Consider the following 21,670-nt stretch of genomic DNA (forward strand, 5'->3'; position numbering starts at 1 on the left):
ATAGCCGGCTGCTCTTGTATGCAAACTGAGTAAGACTACTCAGTTGTGTATGGCAACAATGCGATTTGACGGGAGCGTTTGATTGCAATCGTCAGCATGCGTTGATATTTAGCGCTAGTACCTGTTACACGGCGTGGCAAAATTTTTCCACGTTCGCTGATAAATTTACGAAGCAAGTCCGTATCTTTATAATCGATGTGAGTAATTTTGTTCGCTGTGAAGAAGCACACTTTACGACGTTTGTTACGACCACCACGACGTGCCGGTCTTTTATCGTCTCCGCCTTCTCTTTGCTTGAAGCCCATGCTTTTCAGTCCTTTCCTATCATGTAACCGATAACTCGTACGAGTAACGGCTCACGTTAAAATGGCAAATCATCATCCGATATATCAATCGGTTTTCCGTCATCGGAAAAAGGATCCTGATTGTTGCTACGCGCAGCATTATTGTTGCTTGCACGTCCGCCGCCGCCTCCATAAGAAGGCTCTTCACGCATAGGTTGACCCCCGCCGCCACCGCCTTCGCGGTTAGCTGACTCCAAGAAACGAACATTATCGGCAATGACTTCGGTCACGTATACACGTTTTCCTTCGTTATTCTCGTAGTTACGTACTTGAATGCGTCCTTCGACTGCAGCCAGACGACCTTTACGCAAATAGTTTGCACAAGTCTCGGCAAGCTGTCTCCAGGTTACGACCGGAATAAAATCTGCTTCCCGCTCTCCTCCTTGGCTTGTAAACGGTCTGTCTACCGCCAAAGTAAATTGTGTCACAGCTACTCCTGCTGGAGTATAACGTAACTCAGGATCCCGGGTTAACCGGCCGATCAGAATGACACGGTTCAACAATGTAATCCCCTCCTTCTGAGCGTATTGGTGCGATAATCACGAGTTAATGTCTTAGGCAGACTTAACGTCGTTGGTAATGAGATAACGAATTACTTCGTCAGAAATTTTCATGAGACGCTCAAGCTCAGTAACTACTGCTGGTTCAGCAGTGAAGTGTACCAGAACATAAACACCATCACGGAATTTCTTGATCTCATACGCAAGACGGCGTTTACCCATAACGTCGTGAGCTGTAACCTCACCACCGCCGTTGGAGATGATGCCTTGGAATTTATCGACTGTAGCTTGAACAACTTCTTGCTCAACGTCAGGACGAATAATGTACATCACTTCATATTTGCGCATAATTTTCACCTCCTTATGGACTCTGGCCCTCAATCCAGGTTGAGAGCAAGGAACGAGCACAAACTCGAACTATATTAATATAACAAATGCACAAACGAAATGCAAGCAAACGTTCCCTGTACATATTGGTACATAATCCCCATCATGTTTAGACATCAGATGGAACACACTACAGAAGTAACACTGATCTCATTCTGTGGAGGAGGCTACTTATTATGGGTGAAAGAACCGAGTTCGAACCTGGTGACAAAGCGCCGAATGATGGAGAATACACTGAAGTCGGGGAGAAGAGTTTTCACACGGAGATTAATGATCCCAAGCGAGTCACGCTAAAAAAAGGTGAAGCCTTTCCGGAAACGAGCAATCACAATCGCAAGTGGAAAAAGCTGACTAAAGCTCGCGTTCACTAAGTTTTTTTCAGTACCACGTATATAAAACGGTAGTTAGCACATAATACAATCAGGCGGTACACGAGAGAGGTGTGGTTCCGTTGGACAACGAAGCCGATTTTTCGATGTTGGAGATGCATCACGTAATATAAGAAGCTTGTGGGTGTGTAAGACTTCAATCCGAAGCACAGGTATTGCTACAAGCAGTACAGCCAGCGTTTCTGTCGTTACGACCGATTGTGATCTAACTAAACATGTACCGCCGGATAAAGAGCCCGTCAGGGCTCTTTATTTTTTTATACGAGGCCACATTATACAATTTTCCAAAAAAATATAAGAAACAAAATAAAAAGACTATCCAATAGGCTAGTCCCTTCAAGTTGTTTATGATGACTCCAGTCCATGGAGTTATGTAAGCATTGCATTTTCGCAAAATCTAAATGACTTAAGTGGCGGAAAGGGTGGGATTCGAACCCACGCACGCTGTGACACGCCTAGCTGATTTCGAGTCAGCCCCCTTGGGCCTCTTGGGTACCTTTCCGCAGCAAAATTGATTATATCACGCCTGTAGTCGGAAAGCAATACCTATACCCTGTCTGCATGAAAACGCTATTTCACTATTACGTTTCATCACCGCGATATGGCTAGATCATGCATCTAAAACACCGGATATATGTTTTCCTCTTCCACCCTACCCTCAGGATTCCTCATCCTCTTCTACCGAGCGTAACACTTTTTTCATGTTTTTCTCGAACTTGGCCCGAGGAATCAGTACGCTATGTTTGCAACCAACACACTTGATCCGAATATCCATCCCCATCCGAATGATCTCCATCTCATTGCTTCCACAGGGATGTTGCTTTTTCATCTGTACGATATCTCCAAGCTGGAAACTTTTACGCTCCACCTGCACCATCTCCCTCATCATTATCCATCGCAGCCGCCTGCTCTAATGCAGCCAATTTGCTTCTCTCATGGTACTCGAGTATTTTCTTCACATCTCCCTGAATTTGACGTTCGACCGAAGACCGGGAGTTCGGCATACATTCCGCTACCACACGAATGACATAATCAGAAGTAGACATCGACTGAATACCTAGCACATCCGGTACCTTCACAATATTCAGATCTCGTTCCTCAATACCTGCGAGCGATTGCTTCACCAGATGTACGGACTCATCCAGCGTCAGATCAGCCTTCATCGGGATATCCACTACAGCAAGCGAATTAGACATCGAATAGTTAGTCACACTTGCAATTGTACCATTCGGAATGATGTGTACTTCTCCCTGCCAGCTTACCAGTTTGGTTGTTCTTAGACCAATGACTTCAACAGTTCCTTTGAACGTGCCTGTCTGAATCACATCTCCTACAGCAAACTGATCTTCTAAAATAATAAAGAATCCGGTAATGACATCTTTCACTAAACCCTGAGCACCAAAACCAATTGCAAGCCCGAGCACACCGGCACTAGCTAACAGTGGCCCAACTTGAACATTGATCTCCGATAACAGTAACAAAATCATAATGAAATTACATGTTATCGAGGTTGCATTTTTCAACAACTCACCAATCGTTACGAATCTGCGCGGGTTGACGCGAATTTTGCCTTCCTGTTTCCGTGCCATCGAACGATCAATAACCCGGGACACCACTTTAATGACAATACGACTGATAATAAAAATAATGAGGATACGAATCGAACTGAACATGATGTTAAGCCACATATCCGTATCCGAAATTTTAGCCCACACTTTATCCGTCCAACGAATGGCTTCATCCACAGTTGATGCATAAATGCCGACATTATTACCAGCTTGCGCAAAATAAAATGACATCAAAGTCTGATTCCTCCTCTACATCGGTATGTTATCATAGCTGTCTTCGGTTTTGAAATAGAGGCCGCGAATCTCAACAAACTCATCACGAATAATTTTCTGTACTCGCATCAGATCCTCTTTTGGAAACTGAATACACAGTGCACAGCCCGCTGTAATCTCCTTAGGTGTCGGAAACAAGTCAATCTCGATCTCAGCAAACTCTAATAGCATCTCTGCTCGCAGTGCCTGCTGCGTTGAATCAAACGCAATCAACATCCAATCGTTCAGCCATTCGTCCATGTCCTGCTCCTTTCAAGCTACAACCACTCTCAGGTAAAAAGCCTGTCCTTCCGAAGTATAAAACACTCTACCTTTCCATATACTGATACTACTATTCCAAGGGAAAGGATAGATCCTATGAATCCTACTTCGCGTTCCTTTTCATCACAAGATCTGACCAGCCTGAAAGTTCCTCATACTGATCCAGGTGTGCATTCTGCCATTGTACATCGTTTAATGTTCCATCTCTATAAAGCTCATTCCTTGCAAAATGTAGTGATTGTCTGCATCGGTACAGACCGTTCCACCGGTGACTGTCTCGGACCGCTAGTGGGTACGTCACTGGCAAAATGGGACAGCCCTCTGTTCCATCTATATGGCACATTGGATGAGCCGGTTCATGCTGTAAATCTGCAAGACACACTCCACAAAATCTACAACACCCATCAAAATCCGTATGTGATTGGTATTGACGCCTGTCTTGGCCAATCCTCTAGTGTCGGTTGTATCCAGGTCGTAAACGGCCCGCTCAAGCCTGGCGCAGGCGTAAATAAAGAATTACCGCCGGTCGGCGATATCCATCTGACAGGTATCGTTAACGTCGGCGGTTTTATGGAATACTTTGTGCTTCAGAACACACGGCTTAGTCTCGTTATGCGGATGTCTGAAATTATAGCAAGCAGTCTGTACTCGGCCATTCGGGAATGGCACACTCGTTCTACTCTGCTTGCTGTGCCAGAGTAATAGCTTCCTTCTCCTCTGGGGAAAGTGTATACGTTGACTCTCCCCCTTTTAGAGGTTTTGCATATACATATGAACCATCACGATTGAATAATCCCGTAAGGATCATACCATCCTGACTTTCATTAATCATGGCTATCGAAAAGCTCAGGTCGCTACCACGCTCTCCATAAGCGTTGTATCTTTTCACACCGACCTTGCCCTGAATACGAGCCAGCTTCTGCAATGCTGTTTGCAACTGATTCGTTTGCAGTTTGTGTTCGTCCTCAATGCTGTCCATCTGAATCTTCAGATTAATTAGTAGGGACTCCAAATCCTCCACACCACTGCCAGCCATCATGGCTTCGTATTTACGTTTAAACTTCCGTAACTTTGCCCCTTGAGCAATACTCACGATCAGCAAAATCACCGTAAGCAATGCCAATCCGCCAATAATCCATAACAGCTGTTCCAGAATCAGCTCATTTAATTCAGCCATGTAAGTGCAACTACCCCTCTATGTTTTTGATCAGATTCACGTCTGTCCGTAGTTCTTAGCTTTTATTATAAATCAACCCGTTATTCAAGGAATTAATCATATATTTCCATTTTGAACAACAGAACGTTGAACAATTTTGTTACTCCCTATTTCACTGCTGTCAGCTCAGTAATGGCCCGAATGAGTTCATCGACCTCTTCATGGGAAGAGTTGTATCCAACGCTTGCTCTGACAGCCCCGGTAGCTGTTGTACCTGCTGACTCATGCGCAAGTGGAGTACAGTGAAATCCTGAACGAACCGCAATACCATAATTCCGATCCAGCCGGAATGCAAGCTGAGCTGAATCATATCCCTCAATTATAAAGGATACTAATCCTGAACGAGGTTGTCCAATGTCCGGGCCCAACAGTTGAATACCTTTGATCGAAGAAAGCCCATTCATTATAAGTTGCGTTAACTCCCACTCATGCTGATAGATGGAAGCAGGTGTCATGGCAAGTACATGCTTCACCCCCGCTCCTAACCCAGCAATCCCCACCGTATTAGGAGTCCCTGCTTCATATCGATCTGGACGCACTTTAGGCTGTTCTACTGCCTCGGATTGACTACCTGTACCTCCATGAAGGAGAGGTTGCACATCAAGCTCAGGAGCGATGTATAAGCCGCCTGTACCTTGGGGTCCTAACAATCCCTTATGTCCTGGAAAAGCGAGCATATCAATGCCTAGTTTTCCTACATCCACTGGCATTACCCCAACACTCTGAGCTGCATCCACCAGTAAAAGAGCGTGATGTTGACGGCATAGTTCTGAGATTTCTCCAATTGGCAAAATGCTCCCTAGAAGATTAGAACTGTGCGTACATACGACCAAACGGGTGTTTTTCCGAAACATCCGCTCCATCTGTTTTAAGTCTATGGCTCCATAAGCTGTGACGGGTACATAATCAACCTCAATCTTACCCTGTCTGCGAAGGAACTCCAGAGGGCGCCGAACTGAATTATGTTCCGCCATGGTGGCTATAACATGATCACCCTCTTGAAGCACACCCTGAATTGCAAGATTAAGAGCTTCTGTTGTGTTTGAACCAAATGCAATATCATTAGGGTTTCTAATACCAAACAGAGTCGCTAAGCCTTTTCTCGTTTCAAACAAAACCCTGCTCGCCTGCACAGCCATACGATGACTCCCCCTGCCTGGGTTAGCCCCTGCAAATTCGAGGGCATTCATCATTGCCTCACCAACAGCAGGTGGTTTAGGCCATGATGTTGCTGCATGATCCAGATAGATTGTGTTCTCCATCCTCCTACCACCTCAGCTCATAAGAAATAATTACAGGATTTGTTTACAAACAAAGAATGACATATCGTTTCTCCAGAACACAGAGTCGATATGTCATGACATGAGTAGCTCTGCATGTTGTTAATGATGCACCCGAGTTGTTATTGCAACAGTTCTAATAATCGTTCGAGATCTTGTTTGCTATAGTAGTTGAGCTCTATTTTACCTTTATCTTTCTGACCATGTTTAATTTTCACTGTCGTTTTAAATCGTTCCCGAAGTGACTCTTCCAAGGTGTCGATAAACGGATCTTTCTTCTTTAGCTTGGACTTAGCCTTCACTTCACCTGGTTTGGAACGATCAAGTTGTTGCACTGCCTCTTCCAGCTCACGCACACTCCACTGCTGATCAATGGACTGTTTAGCTAGCTGTTTGACCAGGTTTTCATCCTTCACACCAACAATGGCACGTGCATGTCCCATTGACAATGTTCCACGTGAAACATGATCCTTTACTTCCTCTGGCAAAGCCAATAATCGTAAAAAGTTAGCGATGTGAGAGCGTGATTTACCAACCTTCACGGACAACTCTTCTTGGGTCAAAGAGAATTGATCCATTAATCCCTGGTAGGCAACTGCTAGTTCCATTGCATTCAGATTCTCCCGTTGCAGGTTCTCAATCAGGGCTATTTCCATAACCTGCTGATCATTAAACGTACGAACAACAGCTGGAATGGTAGCATTACCACAATACTGTGATGCCCTAAACCTGCGCTCGCCTGCAATAATCTCATATCCTCGGAGTACAGGACGAACGATAATGGGTTGGATCACACCGTGCTGCCGGATCGATTCCGCCAGTTCATGTATTGCTTCCTCATCAAATGCTTTACGCGGCTGATAAGGGTTAGCCCGCAGTTGACTAATCGGGATTTCTACGACTTTATCATCGTCATTAATTGAAAGCGAAGGAATGAGGGCATCAAGTCCTTTTCCAAGCCGCTTACTCATAAGAAATCACTTCCTTTGCGAGCTCTAAATACACTTCCGCTCCTCGGGAACGGGGATCATACGTTATAATGGATTGCCCGTGAGATGGTGCCTCACTCAGCCGTACATTACGCGGAATAATCGTTTGATATACCTTTTGCTGAAAATACTTCTTCACTTCTTCTATAACTTGAATGCCCAGATTCGTCCGAGCATCAAACATCGTCAGTAACACGCCTTCAATCTGAAGAGAGGTATTTAAATGTTTTTGCACCAGCCGAACCGTATTCAGCAATTGGCTTAACCCTTCCAATGCATAATACTCACACTGAATCGGAATAATCACGGAATCGGAGGCTGTTAGCGAGTTGATCGTCAACATTCCGAGCGATGGCGGGCAATCAATAAGAATATAATCATAATTATTTCTAACTTGTGCGAGTGCCTTTTTCAGACGAACTTCTCGCGATATGGTGGATACCAATTCGATCTCGGCTCCGGCAAGTTGAATTGTTGCAGGTATGATATGAAGTCCCTCAATTTGTGTCTCCGCGATCGCTTCCTGAGGAGGCACATCATTAATTAGGACATCATATATACAATTCGCCACATCTGCTTTATTAATTCCGACTCCGCTCGTTGTATTTCCTTGGGGGTCAATGTCAACAAGCAGTACCTTCTTCCCGAGTGAAGCAAGTCCTGCACCCAAGTTAACCGATGTCGTTGTTTTCCCCACACCGCCCTTTTGATTTGCTACGGCCATAATCTTAGACAATACCTTCACCTCAAATAAAATAGGAGTCTTTTCTTGTAGGTTGTGAGTTACAGTTAACAATAAGCAGGCGGCCACCGTCCACAAGAACAACAACTACCGTTTCCTTAACAGAACGATTTGTTCCCTTCACGTCGCATGAAAAACGGACTATATAGACAGAAAAAGCGGCCATTGCCGCCTTAAGCTTCAATTATTTGCGTTTTGGAATATGAATAACAATTTCGTAGTGATCCTCATGATCCGCTTCTTTTGTTTTGATATCCATACCTGAGCCTGTTACCATATCGATAGATTGACGAATCGTGTTAAGTGCCAGTCTTACATCCTTAGTAAAAGATATCCGCTTGGACTTTTTAATCTTGGAAGCTTCCTTATAAAAAGCAACACGTACCTCTGTCTGCTTAACATTCAATTCCTTGTCGATAATCTCGCCCAGCAATTTCAATTGCAGTTCTTCCGTATCCAGCGACAATAAGGCTCTTGCGTGACGTTCAGATATTTTGCGCTCCATCAAGGCTGTTTTCACACCTTCTGGAAGATTCAACAACCTAATCTTGTTAGCAATGGTAGATTGACTTTTACCAAGTCGTTGAGCAAGGCTCTCCTGTGTCAACTGATGCAAATCTATCAACTTTTGGTAGGCAACCGCTTCCTCAATCGAGGTTAAACCTTCACGCTGCAAGTTCTCAATTAACGCAATGGATGCGGCCTGAGAGTCGTTGAATTCACGCACAATGGCCGGGATGTGCTCAAGACCTAGTTTGCGAACAGCACGCCAGCGGCGTTCCCCAGCGATAATCTCATATGATCCATTACGAACCCGAACAACAATAGGTTGAATAACACCATGTGTTCTGATTGTTTGCAGTAACTCATCAATTTTATCATCATCAAAAATAGTACGGGGTTGATATGGGCTACTCACAATTTCGTTAACCGGAACCTGTTTAATCTCGTCTCCGTTATTGCGCTCCGCCAAACCAAACAACTTCGAAAATTGTTCTTTCATTCCGTAGATTACCACCTAGTTTCGTAATAGCTCCCACATTAGCAGGTGCTTCTTATTCCATAAGCGAGACTTCATACTCATCGTTCCTGAAATAAGTTATGCCATTCGTATTGCCCTGCTGCGAAACAGCATCAAATGCTTAACCATCTATTGATATGAACTAATCTAAGATCACTGTTTACGCAGGAACTGATACTTCTATTCTATCATCTTTTTCACCATAATCCTATGTTTACCTATTCTTTAAAAGAATCAAATTTTCCTGCTTTTTTATTCTGTTTATTAGGAAAATAAAATGAATGACTACCTATATAAGTTGAACTAAAGATGTTTACACTGAGCACTCCGATGACAGAATAACCTTCCCATCGCTGTTATCCCCGGATTTTTTTGATTCCCTTTTCTAAAGGGAAAAATCCGATGATAAGCTTATGCTTCCGATGTAGCTTTCTTGCAGAAAGCTTTTAGCCGACCGCTTCGCTTTTTCAGGTTTTTTCTTTCCTCTCCGTTTCTGTGTAAATAAAAATAGTTCAAATTATATAAATCCTGATGAACTAAAATTATTCCAGCCCTGATTTTGTATATGAAAATCTCATCCCACCGTATGCATTTAATTTAACTCAGTTCTAATTTAGAAAACACAAAAAAATAGAGAATGTTTCACGTGAAACATCCTCTATTTCCATCTGGTCATTCAACATGTTATTTTGTTTTTGTCCCTATGTCACAATACTACACGAGTGGAGTTTTAAGTGGTGTCCCCGGTTTACGTGGATACTTATGTGGTGTCTTATCAAACTTCTGAATCAAAATAATATGACGTTCTGATTCCTCCACCGGCAGCTGGAATGGATGAACAGCCTTCACCCGTCCTTTCAGCTGATTAAAGCTGAACTCTGCTTCCTTCATTTCATCCCGCGGGTCTCCGCCCTTCATTGCAGCGAACATACCGCTTTTACGTACAAAGGGAAGGCAGAATTCATTCAGTACCGCGAGCTTGGCTACCGCCCGTGCAGTAACCAGATCATAGCTGTCTCGATATCCTTCTTTGCGGCCCAGTTCCTCAGCACGACCATGGATTAATTCGACCTGCTCCAGACCAAGTGTATCCACTACATACTGTAAGAAACCAATCCGTTTATTCAATGAGTCGATGATTGTAAGCTGGATATGTGGAAAACAAATCTTAAGCGGGATTCCTGGGAATCCTGCTCCTGACCCGATGTCAGCCAGTTTGTTTACTTTGTTCATATCCGTATAAAACGCTAACGATACCGAATCATAGAAATGTTTGGTATATACTTGCTCCCGATCTGTAATACCGGTAAGATTCATTTTTTCATTCCAGGAGACAAGTTCTTTATAATACAATTCGAACTGTTCCAGCTGGAGTTCTCCTATTTCCAAGCCATGCTCCTTCAAGCGTTGTTGCAACTGCTGTTGAATATCGTCCATTATTGTCCCCTTGCTGCGGTAACGCGGTTATAATGCTCAAGATAGACAAGCAAGATAGAGATATCAGCAGGCGTTACACCCGCAATACGAGACGCCTGACCAATGGAGATCGGGCGAATTTTCGCCAGCTTCTGCTTGGCTTCCATCGCAAGACCATGAATCTCATCATATACGATCGTGTCTGGAATTTTCTTTTTCTCCATTTTTAGCAAACGTTCCACGTGGATCAATTGCTTCTCAATATAACCCGCATATTTAATTTGAATTTCGACTTGTTCCTTCATATCAGCAGTCAATTCCACCTCGGAAGGAGATACTTGCTCAATCCAGTCATATCCAATCTCCGGACGACGCATCAGGTTCAGCAATGTGCTTCCATCCTGGATCGGTGTAGAACCGATCTCTTCCAGTTTGGCATTAACTTCAACAGGACGTACCTTTGAATCTTTCAAACGTGCAATCTCCTGCTCGACTTTCGCCTTTTTATCCAGGAAAGATGCATACCGATCCTCGGTAATCAGTCCAATGTCATGACCAATCTCCGTAAGGCGCATATCTGCATTGTCATGACGGAGCAGCAAACGATACTCGGCACGAGATGTCAGCAAACGGTAAGGCTCATTGGTACCTTTGGTAACGAGATCATCAATGAGTACTCCAATGTAACCTTGGGAACGATCAAGTACAATAGCCTCTTTGCCCTGCACTTTACGTGCTGCATTGATACCAGCCATGACCCCTTGTCCTGCCGCTTCCTCATATCCGGATGTACCATTGATCTGACCCGCTGTGAACAGCCCTGGCAGACGTTTTGTTTCCAGAGATGGCCACAATTGCGTTGGAACCATCGCATCGTATTCAATTGCGTAACCGTTACGCATCATTTCCACTTTTTCCATACCCGGAATCGAACGAAGAACAGCCAGTTGTACATCCTCTGGCAGACTTGTAGATAAACCCTGTACGTAATACTCCGATGTATTTTTACCCTCCGGCTCCAGGAAAATCTGATGCTTTGGCTTATCGCTGAAACGTACAATTTTATCCTCAATGGATGGGCAATAACGCGGCCCTGTTCCCTCAATCACACCTGAGAACATCGGCGCACGATGCAGATTATCATTAATAATCTGATGTGTTTCCACAGATGTATACGTCAACCAACAAGGTAGCTGCTCATTCGTAGAAGATGTTGTCTCATAGGAAAAGAACTTCGGCTCATCATCGCCGGGCTGAATTTCAGTTTTGCTAAAATCAATTGTATCCTTATGCACACGCGGTGGTGTACCCGTTTTGAAACGTACAAGCTCGAAGCCCAGCTCACGCAGATGCTCCGACAATTTCAGAGATGGCTGCTGATTGTTTGGTCCGCTTTCATACATCAGCTCGCCCATAATGACTTTACCGCGCAGGTATGTTCCTGTTGTCAGCACTACAGCTTTGGCACGATATTCTGTACCTGTTTGAGTGACAACTCCTACACACTGACCATCCTCTACGATTAGACGATCTACCATGCCCTGACGCATGGTTAGATTAGATTCTTTCTCCATCGTTTCTTTCATTGTATGCTGATAAGAGAACTTATCCGCTTGCGCACGTAGCGCATGAACGGCAGGTCCTTTACCCGTATTGAGCATCCGCATTTGGATAAAGGTTTTGTCGATATTCCGGCCCATTTCCCCGCCCAGTGCATCTATTTCCCGTACAACGTGTCCTTTTGCCGGCCCACCAATGGATGGGTTACAAGGCATGAAAGCCACCATGTCGAGGTTGATCGTAATCATCAGAGTTTTTGAACCCATTCGGGCCGCTGCAAGAGCTGACTCTACCCCGGCATGTCCTGCTCCAACGACAATAACATCATATCTGCCGCCATCAAAAGCCATGTGTATTACCTCCTTATTTTGCTGTTATCTATATGAAAACCAACACTTCCTGGCAACAACATCATTCCATCCTTTGACAACGGGCAGAAATTGTACCTTCCCATCATACACAACCATTTCATTGAAAGAAACGATAAAATGATTTACTTTCCTAGGCAGAACTGGGAGAAAATCTGATCTATTAATGCGTCATGCGCTGTATCTCCCACGATCTCTCCAAGCTGCTCCCATGCCAAACGAACATCGATCTGGATCATATCAATCGGAACAAACTGATCCGCAGCCTCATACGCATCAATCAGAGATTGCTTTGCCTTTTTCAATAAGGCAATGTGGCGAACGTTACTTACATACGTCAAGTCAGCAGACTCCAGCTTTCCACTGAAAAACAGCGTCGAGATGGCGTCTTCCAATCGATCAACGCCCAGATCATCCTTCACAGACATCGGAACAAGCCGCTCCTCCGGAATGTAACGGAGCAAGACGTCACGGTCAATCTGTGGCGCTAAGTCCATTTTATTCATAATGATAATTGATTGTCTACCGCGGATTTGTTCCAGCAATTCAATCTCATCCTGATGAAGAGGCTCAGCTGCATTCACAACCATCAGAATCAGATCCGCATCATTGACAGCTGAACGTGAGCGCTCGACCCCAATCTTCTCAACAATATCCATTGTCTCCCGAATCCCTGCTGTATCGAGCAACTTCAAAGGGATATTGTTTATTGTAATGAATTCTTCAATGACATCCCGGGTCGTACCCGGAATATCAGTCACAATGGCCCGGTTATCTTGAGCAAGTGTATTCATTAATGAGGATTTACCTACGTTAGGTCTTCCAACGATTGCTGTCGTGATGCCTTCACGTAATATTTTGCCTTGTTCTGCTGTCGTGAGCAACTTATCAATCTCAGCCATAACCTCACTGGATTTTTCTTTTATAAATTCAGACGTTAATGATTCCACATCATGCTCAGGATAATCGATATTTACTTCGATATGAGCCAGTGTCTCTACCAATGTATATCTCAACTCACGCAACTTGGAGGAGAGTTTACCTTCTACCTGCTTCAGTGCTACCGAGAAAGCACGATCCGACTTCGAACGAATCAGATCCATGACTCCTTCAGCTTGGGACAAGTCAATCCGTCCATTGAGGAAAGCGCGTTTCGTAAATTCACCCGGTTCAGCCAAACGGATGTTCAGCTGCAGTAGCAGATCCATCACCCGCTTAACAGATACGACACCACCATGTGCACTAATCTCAACAACATCCTCTGTGGTGAAGGAACGAGGCGCACGCATCACCGTGACCAGTACCTCTTCAATCTTTTCACCATGGCCAGGATCTATAATGTGCCCGTAATGAACTGTATGGGAAGGTGCCTGAGTCAAAGGTGTTTTGCTGCGGAAAATCTTCTCTGTCTCGGTCACCGCATCCGGCCCGCTGATTCGAATAACGGCTATGCCGGCTTCACCAACCGCCGTAGATATGGCTGTAATCGTATCGCTAATCATTGTGATCTCTCCCTACTCTCTATAATGAAGTTGTCATCCATCCCATTCCGGAGAACGCCAACACATATTCAACTCAATGGGTACACTACTATCGCATATGCTTCGGTACGAAAAAAGCAATGGCTTCTGCACCGGGCAGGCAGCCATTGCGTCATCAATTGCGTGTTATTTCAACGTAATAACCACACGCCGATTGGGCTCTTCGCCCTTACTTAAAGTCTTAATCTGCGGGTGATTTTGCAGTTTGGCATGAATCACTTTACGTTCAAGCGGAGGCATCGGCTCTAGCATAACTTCCTTACCTGTACGGATTGCTTGTCCAGCCAATCGTTCAGCTAGATCTTCAAGCGTTTTCCGCCGGCGCTGACGGAAGTTCTCCGCATCAAGTACGATGCGAACGAAGCTTTCCGAGTACCGATTGGCTACGATATTGGTCAAATACTGAAGAGCATCCAGCGTCTGTCCACGTCTGCCAATAATCATGCCGAGGTCTTCCCCGGAAATATTGAAGATGTGACCATCCCGCTGTTTCTTGATATGCACTTCCACATCCAACCCCATACCTGCCGCAACCTCTTTCAAAAACGCAGCCGCTTCTTCATAGGGATTATGGACTGCTACACCCTCAAGTAATGCTTCAATCTCAGGTTCAGGTGTGGCTGGTTTGATCGGCTGCGGTGCAGCTTCGGGTACGGGCAACAAGCTCACTTCAACTTTAGCAGCCTTCACCCCGAACAAACCCAGGAATCCTTTTGACGGCTGCTCTAAAACTTGTATCTCGACCTTGTCCCGGCTCACGCCAAGCTCAGCCAATCCTTGGTTTACAGCATCTTCAACGGTTTTTCCTGACGTAATGACTGTGGTCATTTCGATTTTTTGGCCCCTTTCGACCCTTTCCCAGAGACGGTTGCCTTGCCACCGTTTTTGCGTTTAGCTCCATTTTTGGAAGAGCTGCTTTGCTTCACGTTGACCTCGGCCACAACTTTATCATTATTCCGGTAAAGGAAATAGTTTTGCACGATGGTGTAGATATTACTGTAGAACCAGTAAAGCGGCAACGCTGACGGGAACTGATATGACATAACAAAAATCAAAATCGGATACACCCACAGCATGAACTGCATTGGGCCAATCTGCTGTGCAGGATTCATACGCATCATCATCCACGTTTGAATGAACGTTGTGATGGCAGCCAGCACTGGCAAAATAAACAGGTGATCCGGTGATCCCAGTTGGAGCCACAAGAAATCATGCGTTCTCAGACTGGAGTTTCCGTAAATGGAGTTATAAAGTGCGATGTAAATCGGCATCTGAATGATAAGAGGCAGACAGCCGGCCATCGGGTTAACCTTGTTCTCCTGAAACAATTTCATCGTCTCTTGCTGAACTTTCTCAGGTGTATCTTTATACTTGGCTTGAATCTCCTTCAGCTGCGGCTGAATGGCCTGCATCGCTTTGGAGCTGCGGACCTGTTTCATCGTCAATGGTAAAATCAATGTCCGTACAATAAGCACCATCACCAGGACAGCCAGTCCATATTCACCGCTAAACCAGTTAGCGAATGTATCGAGCGCCAGTGAGAACCAGTACACGACATTGGCTTGCCAGAATGATTCACTATTCTTCAGATCTTCCGTTGTAACCCCTGCACCTTGTGGAGTACATCCGGCGAGTACAGTGACCATTGCAATGACTGCAATGAGGAGAATCCACTTCCCCTTAGATGTCTTCAATCGCGACACTTCATAACCCCTCTCTTAACCATTCCATTCCACCGTAAATCATACCATAATTAGGAGGACAAATAAACCGAAGCTTACCGCTTGCACGACTTCAACAGGGAGGCCTTACGCAGTACATGTAACAGACTTTTTTCCATTTCCTTATAGGGCATGCCTAATGCACCTTTGCGGACGATGAAAATCAAATCCATCTGCGTAACAATCTCTTGTTCATGATGACGTACAATTTCCTTGATCATGCGTCTCATCCGGTTACGCACGACAGCGTTTCCTATTTTTTTGCTACAGGATACGCCCACCCGGAATTGTTCGGTATCTTTACGGCGGCAACCATACACCACGAATTGATGATTGGCAAACGATTTTCCAAACCGATATACACGGCTAAAATCCGCACGGTTTCGCAGACGCAGTCTTTTATACACGGCGCTTCTCCTTGCTGTCCTTCATCAACGTTATTGACGGAGGTATCATTACTAATTTAGTATAGGCTTTCTTGATCGACGGTAAACCGTCTTGGCGACAGTTGTATATAAGGAAAGTTTCTGAAAAAGAGAAACTTAACCAACAATTATGATTAGCTAACTGGTATGCTTCTTCACAGCCTGTAAAGCAATGAATTACGCTATATAACCAGCCTGAATAATCCCGTTTTAAGAAAAAAAAGACCACCTCGGTGGTCTTCAGATGCATTAAGCACTCAGGACTTTACGGCCTTTCAGGCGACGTGCAGCCAAAACTTTACGGCCGTTTTTTGTGCTCATTCTTTTACGGAAACCATGAACTTTTTTACGCTTGCTAACGTTCGGTTTGAATGTAGGTCTCAATGTATTGCACCTCCTTACAAGGAAATACTTATGTGATGAATCCTTTTCATCTTCACAGAAAACACCTTTATATATTTAACCACGTCCAATTGGAAAAGTCAACTGAAAAGCGACGCCTCCCTCCCTCTTTTTCATATGCTTTCCAGCGCTCAAAAAACATGCCTCTCTATCCTAGAGATTTTCCCCAATAATACAGCCACAAAATCATCAAAAAAAGTTATCCCCAACCTCCGAAAAAGAGCTGATTTCTTCACCTTCTTCCGTTATCCACACTTCTTATAATATGTACTGAAATCTGTATTCCTGTTTTAAGTTATTCACATGTGGATAAATAGTAATAGGTTGAAGTTTGCAAAAATAACGCGTGATGTATCCGCTTCACTGTACAGGTTTACAACGTTTTAAGAAAGGTGTAGGATGGAAATCAGCATCTTGTATACAAGTATACCTTTTGTTTTTTACCGTTTTCATTTCGCAAGCAATCGACACTAGATCGAATTGCGATACGAGAACAGTACACATCAACTCTTGTGTGTACATTCAGTAATTTTGACTTTTCGACAATTGATCGAATTCTGAGGTGTAGCACATTGTGTTATGATTCTAACGTACGGATTACTTAAATTAGGAGCGTTAGCCATATGCAATTTCCATCTTCCTGGCTTCAAGGAGCATCTCGCGGTGAGGCCATAGCTTGCGAATTAAGGCTGAGAATCATCAACGGAACCCTTCCGCCTGGGGAAATTTTGTCGGAAAATCGAATTGCTGCTGATTTTGACAGCAGTCGCTCGCCTGTTCGCGAAGCATTGAGAACGTTGTCAAATGAAGGGCTGATTCGGCTTGAACGGATGGGCGTTGTCATCCTGGGCCTCAATATGAAGGATGTCGAAGAACTGTATGATGTACGTTTTCTCATTGAAAGCTTTGTACAGCAACGGCTAGCGGCAGATGTGCCTCCAGCGCTAATTACGCAGCTGAGCAATATCATTGACAAAATGCAACTCGCTGGCAAACATCAAGATGCTGTCGAATTTGCTTATCAGGATCTTACGTTTCACGAGGCCATTGTCGAGGCAGCCTCCCATTCCCGTATTTCACACCTGTGGAAGAGCATCAGATATGTCGTGATGACGGTCATGCTACTTACTACGCGCAGAGTATTTGCCCAAGGTGAGTCCAAAGTAAGTGCTGTAATTGAAAAACACCGCTCCCTTGCAACTGCTCTGGAATCAGGGGACAAAGCTCTGATCCAGCACGGGGTACGCACATATTTTAAAGACTCTGGCCAAACGTTACACGAAAGCTTTGAATTTTGAACTTGATTTCTTACAGCATATTGATGTTAGAAATCTTGCTATTTGTTAGAACCGAAAGCGATGCGTACAGATTTTCTTATGAGTGACCATAGAGTTGGCAATCAATCCAGCGTCAAGGACGTGAATGATTGCCACATAACTTGTCGACAAGTATACAAAATGCGATTTTTTTCATTTTCCGGACATGATAAGGGTAGTTTGCTTCATTACTTTGTTATCAGATCATCAAGATGCTAATTTTTTTATCACTGCTTTCATTGTAAGCGTTTATCCCAAGATAAAGGAGTAATTACATCATGAGCACGATTTTCGGATTATCCCATAATGCTACATTGCTGATCTGGACGTTGATCGCCATCATCTTCCTGATCCTCTTAATCTCCAAATATAAATGGAACCCCTTTATCACCCTTTTATTATCTGCATTAATGCTTGGTTTGCTTGCAGGTATGAAGCCAGCTGACGTCATTTCCTCCATTACGGGCGGACTTGGCGGTACTTTAGGCACGATCGCTATCGTCATCGGACTTGGTACCATGCTTGGTAAAATGATGGCTGAATCTGGCGGTGCCGAGCAGATTGCGACGACTCTTGTTGACCGATTCGGTGTGAAACGTGTGCACTGGGCTATGATGATTGTTGGATTCATTGTAGGTATTCCTGTTTTCTTTGAAGTCGGTGTCATTCTAATGATTCCGATCATCTTCACGGTAGCCCGCAAAACCAATATGTCCCTGCTTCAGATCGGTATTCCTATTTTGGCCGGTCTCTCCACAGTTCATGGGCTTGTTCCACCACATCCAGCACCGATGATTGCCATTGAAGCCTTCAATGCGGATCTGGGAAAAACAATTCTGTACTCTTTAATTGTAGGCATTCCTACTGCGATTATTGCTGGACCGGTATTCGGTAAATTTATCGGCAAAAGAATTCACACCGAACCACCAGCTGAACTCGCTGAACAGTTCTCGTCTAAGAAAAACATTAATTTGCCCGGATTCGGCATTACATTGTTTACGATTCTGCTGCCCGTCATCCTGATGCTGATTGGATCCATTGCAAACATCGTTGATCCTGATGCAACAAGTGGGTTTACCGTCTTTAGTGAGTTTATCGGCAATGAGATTATTGCTTTGTTGATCTCTGTTGTCTTTGCCCTCTTTTCACTCGGCTTTGCCCGCGGATTCACCAAACATGAACTTTCACGCTTCACCAGTGAATGTCTGGCCCCAACAGCTACCATTATTCTCATTATCGGAGGCGGCGGTGCCTTCAAACAGGTGCTGATTAACAGCGGCGTTGGTAATGCCATTGCAGAATTCGCCACAAATGCACACATTAATGTCATTTTGTTTGCCTGGCTTGTAGCTGCACTGATTCGTGTCGCTACTGGTTCAGCTACGGTTGCGATGACTACAGCTGCTGGTATTGTTGCTCCAGTACTCGCTCTTACACCAGGAGCTAACATTGAGCTGGTTGTACTTGCCACGGGGGCAGGCTCCCTTGTACTTTCCCATGTGAATGATGCAGGCTTCTGGATGATTAAGGAGTTCTTTAATATGAGTGTTGCTCAGACACTCAAGACGTGGACTGTTATGGAAACACTACTTTCTGTGGTTGGACTGATCTTTATTTTGCTACTAAGTACAGTGGTGTGATTGGACGCTAACATCCTTTTTCTCATATAAAAAATCGAAAGAAGGACGAACGAATGACCAATTATATGATTGGAATCGATATTGGAACAACCAGCACTAAATCCGTGTTATTCACAGAGCAAGGCGAGGTAATCACGACCTCCACTCAGGAATATCCGCTATACACACCTGCTCCGGATGTTGCAGAACAAGATCCGGATGAAATTATGCAGGCAGCCATCCGATCTGTACACGGCGTGATGACCCAGAGCGGAGTCTCGGCTAACCAGCTTCTCTTTGTATCCTGCAGTTCAGCCATGCACAGTGTCATCGCCATGGATCAGAACGATCATCCGCTAACGCGCTGCATCACCTGGGCCGATAATCGAAGCGCAGCTTGGTCCGCCAAGCTGCAAGAAAATGGTGTCGGTCATCAAATCTATCTACGCACAGGCACCCCCATTCATCCGATGTCACCTCTGACCAAATTGATGTGGCTTCGTCATGACGAGCCAGAACTATTCGAACGCACGGCAAAGTTTATTTCGATCAAAGAGTACCTTTTCTTGCGTCTATTTGGGCAATATATCGTCGATCATTCCATCGCTTCGTGTACGGGACTGCTGAATCTAGAGCAACTGGACTGGGATCAGGAAGCACTGCACATCGCAGGGATCACACCGAATCATCTATCGAAGCTTGTACCGACGACTTATACAATAGAGGGAATGCATCCTGAATGGGCTGAAAAAATGGCTCTTTCCCCCTCCACGCCTTTTGTAATCGGCGCAAGTGATGGGGTACTATCCAACCTTGGCGTTAACGCCATCAAACCGGGCATCGTCGCCGCAACCATCGGCACGAGTGGAGCCATTCGTACTGTCGTTGATCGCCCTGTGACCGATCCGAAAGGACGTACCTTCTGTTATGCCCTGACGGAAAAACTATGGGTTGTAGGTGGGCCTGTGAATAACGGTGGAATGCTGTTCCGCTGGGTACGGGATGAGTTCGCCGCGTCGGAAGTGGAAACAGCGAAACGCCTCGGCATCAACTCCTACGATGTACTGACCAAAATTGCAGAACGTGTTCCACCCGGCTCCGAAGGGTTGCTGTTCCACCCGTACCTCTCGGGCGAACGTGCTCCACTCTGGAACCCAGATGCCCGTGGCTCTTTTTTTGGACTGACCCTTCATCATAAGAAAGAGCACATGATTCGTGCAGTACTTGAAGGGGTTATTTTCAACCTCTATACCGTTCTGCTTGCCATGGAGGAACAGATCGGGCAACCCACCTCAATTCAAGCGACGGGTGGGTTTGCACGATCGCCGTTGTGGCGGCAGATGATGTCCGACATCTTTAATCAGGAAGTCGTTGTGCCTGAGAGCTTTGAAAGTTCATGCCTCGGTGCCGTTGTTCTAGGCCTGTATGCTACGGGACGAATCAAGTCTCTTGAAGATGTTTCCTCAATGATAGGCACAACTCACCGGCATACGCCAGTCAAAGAACATGCCTCCCTCTATCAGGAGCTGCTGCCGATTTACATTCGCATTTCACGTAAACTTGAAGAGGAATATGCAGACATTGCAGAATTCCAACGCAAAATGTCTATTCTTCATATATAAGTAGAGGGAGACCCCGCAGCCATAAAACGGCTGCGGGGTCTCCCTCTTTTTGATGTCATTTTGTCTCTACCCATGAACACATCCATACTTGTGGTTTACCTCAATTATTTCCTCATGGTCACTTTTAATGTAATCAGCCATCCCTTTTTAGTCACTTTATGAGTTCAGCAATCCAAAACCTCACCTTTTTACGACATAGCAGCTCATGAGGTTGAAAAGGACTAACTACTAATCTTCCACTTTTCCACTTAACTCACTTCAATTCACTTTCAGTTTATCCACAGCGAAGTTATTCACATTGCAAGTCCACTTTTGCACATCATTTAGCATCTTTCGACGGATATCCTGTGTATAAAAGTTTTTGGTACTTTAGGTCATGCTGTCGAAAATTAAACAATTTATAAACAATATATTGTGTTGTGACTAAAAATTATACACAAGTTATTGAATTTGTGGATAAAATCTCGCCATACGTTGAAATGCGGGGCTTCTTTTGCTATGATTGTATTACTTTTGGATGTGAATATGTGATCTGACCCATAATATTATCAACAGCCTGTGGATAAAGTTGTGAACAATTTTCCGTTGTTCCTTCTTTTTTTGTTTTTGACCTGTGGGGGTTTGGGGATAAATTCGGCAATATATCTCGTATTTCGACACTGCATCATGGCTTAAGCCACACTTGGAACATGTAAAAGGAGTGACAGTCT

General features: G+C 44.6%; 23 protein-coding genes and 1 tRNA gene. 5 read left to right on the forward strand and 19 right to left on the reverse strand.

What is annotated here, in order from left to right:
- Positions 1-35 precede the first annotated feature (35 nt).
- The 3 genes from rpsR to rpsF are packed head-to-tail and all read right to left on the reverse strand — an operon-like array spanning position 36 to position 1,192.
- A complete protein-coding gene (rpsR, locus tag ACT89M_RS28510) occupies positions 36-305 on the reverse strand; it encodes a 30S ribosomal protein S18 (RefSeq protein WP_090923587.1) in 270 nt (89 codons plus the stop codon).
- A gap of 56 nt (positions 306-361) precedes the next feature.
- Positions 362-847: a single-stranded DNA-binding protein gene (ssb, locus tag ACT89M_RS28515; RefSeq protein ID WP_090923588.1), complete on the reverse strand. Its 486-nt coding sequence runs from the start codon at positions 845-847 to the stop codon at positions 362-364.
- Positions 848-898: 51 nt separating this feature from the next.
- Positions 899-1,192, reverse strand: coding sequence for a 30S ribosomal protein S6 (gene rpsF / locus ACT89M_RS28520; protein WP_024629534.1), 294 nt, complete (start codon positions 1,190-1,192; stop codon positions 899-901).
- A 215-nt stretch (positions 1,193-1,407) separates the two neighbouring features.
- Here rpsF and ACT89M_RS28525 point away from each other — a divergent pair, with 215 nt between their 5' ends.
- Positions 1,408-1,602 (forward strand): YjzC family protein, encoded by a 195-nt coding sequence (locus tag ACT89M_RS28525; RefSeq protein ID WP_090923589.1) that lies wholly within the window; start codon positions 1,408-1,410, stop codon positions 1,600-1,602.
- Between the two features lie 429 nt (positions 1,603-2,031).
- Here the strand turns inward: ACT89M_RS28525 and ACT89M_RS28530 are convergent.
- The 4 genes from ACT89M_RS28530 to ACT89M_RS28545 all read right to left on the reverse strand — a co-directional run bounded on the left by ACT89M_RS28530 (position 2,032) and on the right by ACT89M_RS28545 (position 3,701).
- A tRNA-Ser gene (locus ACT89M_RS28530) sits at positions 2,032-2,122 on the reverse strand.
- Between the two features lie 156 nt (positions 2,123-2,278).
- Positions 2,279-2,488, reverse strand: a complete 210-nt coding sequence (locus tag ACT89M_RS28535; RefSeq protein ID WP_090923590.1) for a DUF951 domain-containing protein — start codon at positions 2,486-2,488, stop codon at positions 2,279-2,281.
- Positions 2,478-3,419 carry a mechanosensitive ion channel family protein gene (locus ACT89M_RS28540; RefSeq protein WP_154890311.1) on the reverse strand — a complete coding sequence of 314 codons (942 nt, stop codon included), beginning with the start codon at positions 3,417-3,419 and terminating at the stop codon, positions 2,478-2,480. Before ACT89M_RS28540 ends, ACT89M_RS28535 begins: the two co-directional genes overlap by 11 nt.
- Positions 3,420-3,437: 18 nt before the next feature.
- The gene (locus ACT89M_RS28545) at positions 3,438-3,701 is read right to left on the reverse strand and encodes a putative Se/S carrier protein (RefSeq protein WP_186809681.1); all 264 of its coding nucleotides are present in this window, start codon (positions 3,699-3,701) and stop codon (positions 3,438-3,440) included.
- A 117-nt stretch (positions 3,702-3,818) separates the two neighbouring features.
- On the opposite strand from ACT89M_RS28545, the gene yyaC reads away from it, so the two are divergent.
- The gene (yyaC, locus tag ACT89M_RS28550; protein WP_090923592.1) at positions 3,819-4,424 is read left to right on the forward strand and encodes a spore protease YyaC; all 606 of its coding nucleotides are present in this window, start codon (positions 3,819-3,821) and stop codon (positions 4,422-4,424) included.
- Here the strand turns inward: yyaC and ACT89M_RS28555 are convergent.
- The 12 genes from ACT89M_RS28555 to rpmH all read right to left on the reverse strand — a co-directional run bounded on the left by ACT89M_RS28555 (position 4,399) and on the right by rpmH (position 16,385).
- Complete coding sequence (locus ACT89M_RS28555; RefSeq protein ID WP_090923593.1) at positions 4,399-4,899, reverse strand: DUF4446 family protein; 501 nt, start codon at positions 4,897-4,899, stop codon at positions 4,399-4,401. The genes yyaC and ACT89M_RS28555 overlap by 26 nt on opposite strands.
- A gap of 146 nt (positions 4,900-5,045) precedes the next feature.
- On the reverse strand, positions 5,046-6,200 hold the full coding sequence (locus ACT89M_RS28560; protein ID WP_308723235.1) for an aminotransferase class V-fold PLP-dependent enzyme: 1,155 nt from the start codon (positions 6,198-6,200) through the stop codon (positions 5,046-5,048).
- 140 nt (positions 6,201-6,340) lie between these two features.
- On the reverse strand, positions 6,341-7,189 hold the full coding sequence (locus ACT89M_RS28565; RefSeq protein ID WP_308723234.1) for a ParB/RepB/Spo0J family partition protein: 849 nt from the start codon (positions 7,187-7,189) through the stop codon (positions 6,341-6,343).
- Positions 7,182-7,943: a ParA family protein gene (locus ACT89M_RS28570; protein WP_090923627.1), complete on the reverse strand. Its 762-nt coding sequence runs from the start codon at positions 7,941-7,943 to the stop codon at positions 7,182-7,184. The genes ACT89M_RS28565 and ACT89M_RS28570 overlap by 8 nt, the downstream gene beginning before the upstream one ends.
- 190 nt (positions 7,944-8,133) lie before the next feature.
- Complete coding sequence (noc, locus tag ACT89M_RS28575; protein ID WP_090923596.1) at positions 8,134-8,952, reverse strand: nucleoid occlusion protein; 819 nt, start codon at positions 8,950-8,952, stop codon at positions 8,134-8,136.
- 732 nt (positions 8,953-9,684) lie between these two features.
- Positions 9,685-10,407 carry a 16S rRNA (guanine(527)-N(7))-methyltransferase RsmG gene (gene rsmG / locus ACT89M_RS28580; protein WP_090923597.1) on the reverse strand — a complete coding sequence of 241 codons (723 nt, stop codon included), beginning with the start codon at positions 10,405-10,407 and terminating at the stop codon, positions 9,685-9,687.
- On the reverse strand, positions 10,407-12,296 hold the full coding sequence (gene mnmG / locus ACT89M_RS28585; RefSeq protein WP_154889642.1) for a tRNA uridine-5-carboxymethylaminomethyl(34) synthesis enzyme MnmG: 1,890 nt from the start codon (positions 12,294-12,296) through the stop codon (positions 10,407-10,409). Before mnmG ends, rsmG begins: the two co-directional genes overlap by 1 nt.
- A 143-nt stretch (positions 12,297-12,439) precedes the next feature.
- Positions 12,440-13,816, reverse strand: a complete 1,377-nt coding sequence (gene mnmE / locus ACT89M_RS28590; RefSeq protein WP_154889640.1) for a tRNA uridine-5-carboxymethylaminomethyl(34) synthesis GTPase MnmE — start codon at positions 13,814-13,816, stop codon at positions 12,440-12,442.
- A gap of 165 nt (positions 13,817-13,981) precedes the next feature.
- On the reverse strand, positions 13,982-14,683 hold the full coding sequence (gene jag / locus ACT89M_RS28595; protein ID WP_154889638.1) for an RNA-binding cell elongation regulator Jag/EloR: 702 nt from the start codon (positions 14,681-14,683) through the stop codon (positions 13,982-13,984).
- Entirely contained in the window at positions 14,680-15,558 is an 879-nt protein-coding gene (locus ACT89M_RS28600) for a YidC/Oxa1 family membrane protein insertase (protein WP_090923601.1), read from the reverse strand. The genes jag and ACT89M_RS28600 overlap by 4 nt, the downstream gene beginning before the upstream one ends.
- Before the next feature lie 74 nt (positions 15,559-15,632).
- Positions 15,633-15,983: a ribonuclease P protein component gene (gene rnpA, locus ACT89M_RS28605; RefSeq protein ID WP_090923602.1), complete on the reverse strand. Its 351-nt coding sequence runs from the start codon at positions 15,981-15,983 to the stop codon at positions 15,633-15,635.
- Between the two features lie 267 nt (positions 15,984-16,250).
- Positions 16,251-16,385: a 50S ribosomal protein L34 gene (rpmH, locus tag ACT89M_RS28610; protein ID WP_019914530.1), complete on the reverse strand. Its 135-nt coding sequence runs from the start codon at positions 16,383-16,385 to the stop codon at positions 16,251-16,253.
- 641 nt (positions 16,386-17,026) lie between these two features.
- Here rpmH and ACT89M_RS28615 point away from each other — a divergent pair.
- The 3 genes from ACT89M_RS28615 (at position 17,027) to gntK (ending at position 20,960) form a co-directional block, all read left to right on the forward strand.
- A complete protein-coding gene (locus ACT89M_RS28615; protein ID WP_154889636.1) occupies positions 17,027-17,701 on the forward strand; it encodes a GntR family transcriptional regulator in 675 nt (224 codons plus the stop codon).
- A 296-nt stretch (positions 17,702-17,997) separates the two neighbouring features.
- Positions 17,998-19,359, forward strand: a complete 1,362-nt coding sequence (locus ACT89M_RS28620) for a GntT/GntP/DsdX family permease (protein WP_154960412.1) — start codon at positions 17,998-18,000, stop codon at positions 19,357-19,359.
- Positions 19,360-19,412: 53 nt separating this feature from the next.
- Entirely contained in the window at positions 19,413-20,960 is a 1,548-nt protein-coding gene (gene gntK / locus ACT89M_RS28625; RefSeq protein WP_308723233.1) for a gluconokinase, read from the forward strand.
- The last annotated feature ends 710 nt before the right edge of the window (positions 20,961-21,670 follow it).

It is taken from the genome of Paenibacillus sp. NN59 (genome assembly GCF_057597225.1).

Excerpts from the sequence above, each read along its gene's own strand:
- ACT89M_RS28555 (WP_090923593.1), bottom strand. The coding sequence starts at position 4,899 with ATGGCTGAATTAAATGAGCTGATTCTGGAACAGCTGTTATGGATTATT.
- ACT89M_RS28540 (WP_154890311.1), bottom strand. The coding sequence starts at position 3,419 with ATGTCATTTTATTTTGCGCAAGCTGGTAATAATGTCGGCATTTATGCA.
- rpsF (WP_024629534.1), bottom strand. The coding sequence starts at position 1,192 with ATGCGCAAATATGAAGTGATGTACATTATTCGTCCTGACGTTGAGCAA.
- jag (WP_154889638.1), bottom strand. The coding sequence starts at position 14,683 with ATGACCACAGTCATTACGTCAGGAAAAACCGTTGAAGATGCTGTAAAC.
- mnmE (WP_154889640.1), bottom strand. The coding sequence starts at position 13,816 with ATGATTAGCGATACGATTACAGCCATATCTACGGCGGTTGGTGAAGCC.
- rsmG (WP_090923597.1), bottom strand. The coding sequence starts at position 10,407 with ATGGACGATATTCAACAGCAGTTGCAACAACGCTTGAAGGAGCATGGC.
- ACT89M_RS28560 (WP_308723235.1), bottom strand. The coding sequence starts at position 6,200 with ATGGAGAACACAATCTATCTGGATCATGCAGCAACATCATGGCCTAAA.
- mnmG (WP_154889642.1), bottom strand. The coding sequence starts at position 12,296 with ATGGCTTTTGATGGCGGCAGATATGATGTTATTGTCGTTGGAGCAGGA.
- ACT89M_RS28620 (WP_154960412.1), top strand. The coding sequence starts at position 17,998 with ATGAGCACGATTTTCGGATTATCCCATAATGCTACATTGCTGATCTGG.
- ACT89M_RS28545 (WP_186809681.1), bottom strand. The coding sequence starts at position 3,701 with ATGGACGAATGGCTGAACGATTGGATGTTGATTGCGTTTGATTCAACG.
- ACT89M_RS28615 (WP_154889636.1), top strand. The coding sequence starts at position 17,027 with ATGCAATTTCCATCTTCCTGGCTTCAAGGAGCATCTCGCGGTGAGGCC.
- noc (WP_090923596.1), bottom strand. The coding sequence starts at position 8,952 with ATGAAAGAACAATTTTCGAAGTTGTTTGGTTTGGCGGAGCGCAATAAC.
- rpsR (WP_090923587.1), bottom strand. The coding sequence starts at position 305 with ATGGGCTTCAAGCAAAGAGAAGGCGGAGACGATAAAAGACCGGCACGT.
- gntK (WP_308723233.1), top strand. The coding sequence starts at position 19,413 with ATGACCAATTATATGATTGGAATCGATATTGGAACAACCAGCACTAAA.
- ACT89M_RS28565 (WP_308723234.1), bottom strand. The coding sequence starts at position 7,189 with ATGAGTAAGCGGCTTGGAAAAGGACTTGATGCCCTCATTCCTTCGCTT.
- yyaC (WP_090923592.1), top strand. The coding sequence starts at position 3,819 with ATGAATCCTACTTCGCGTTCCTTTTCATCACAAGATCTGACCAGCCTG.
- ACT89M_RS28525 (WP_090923589.1), top strand. The coding sequence starts at position 1,408 with ATGGGTGAAAGAACCGAGTTCGAACCTGGTGACAAAGCGCCGAATGAT.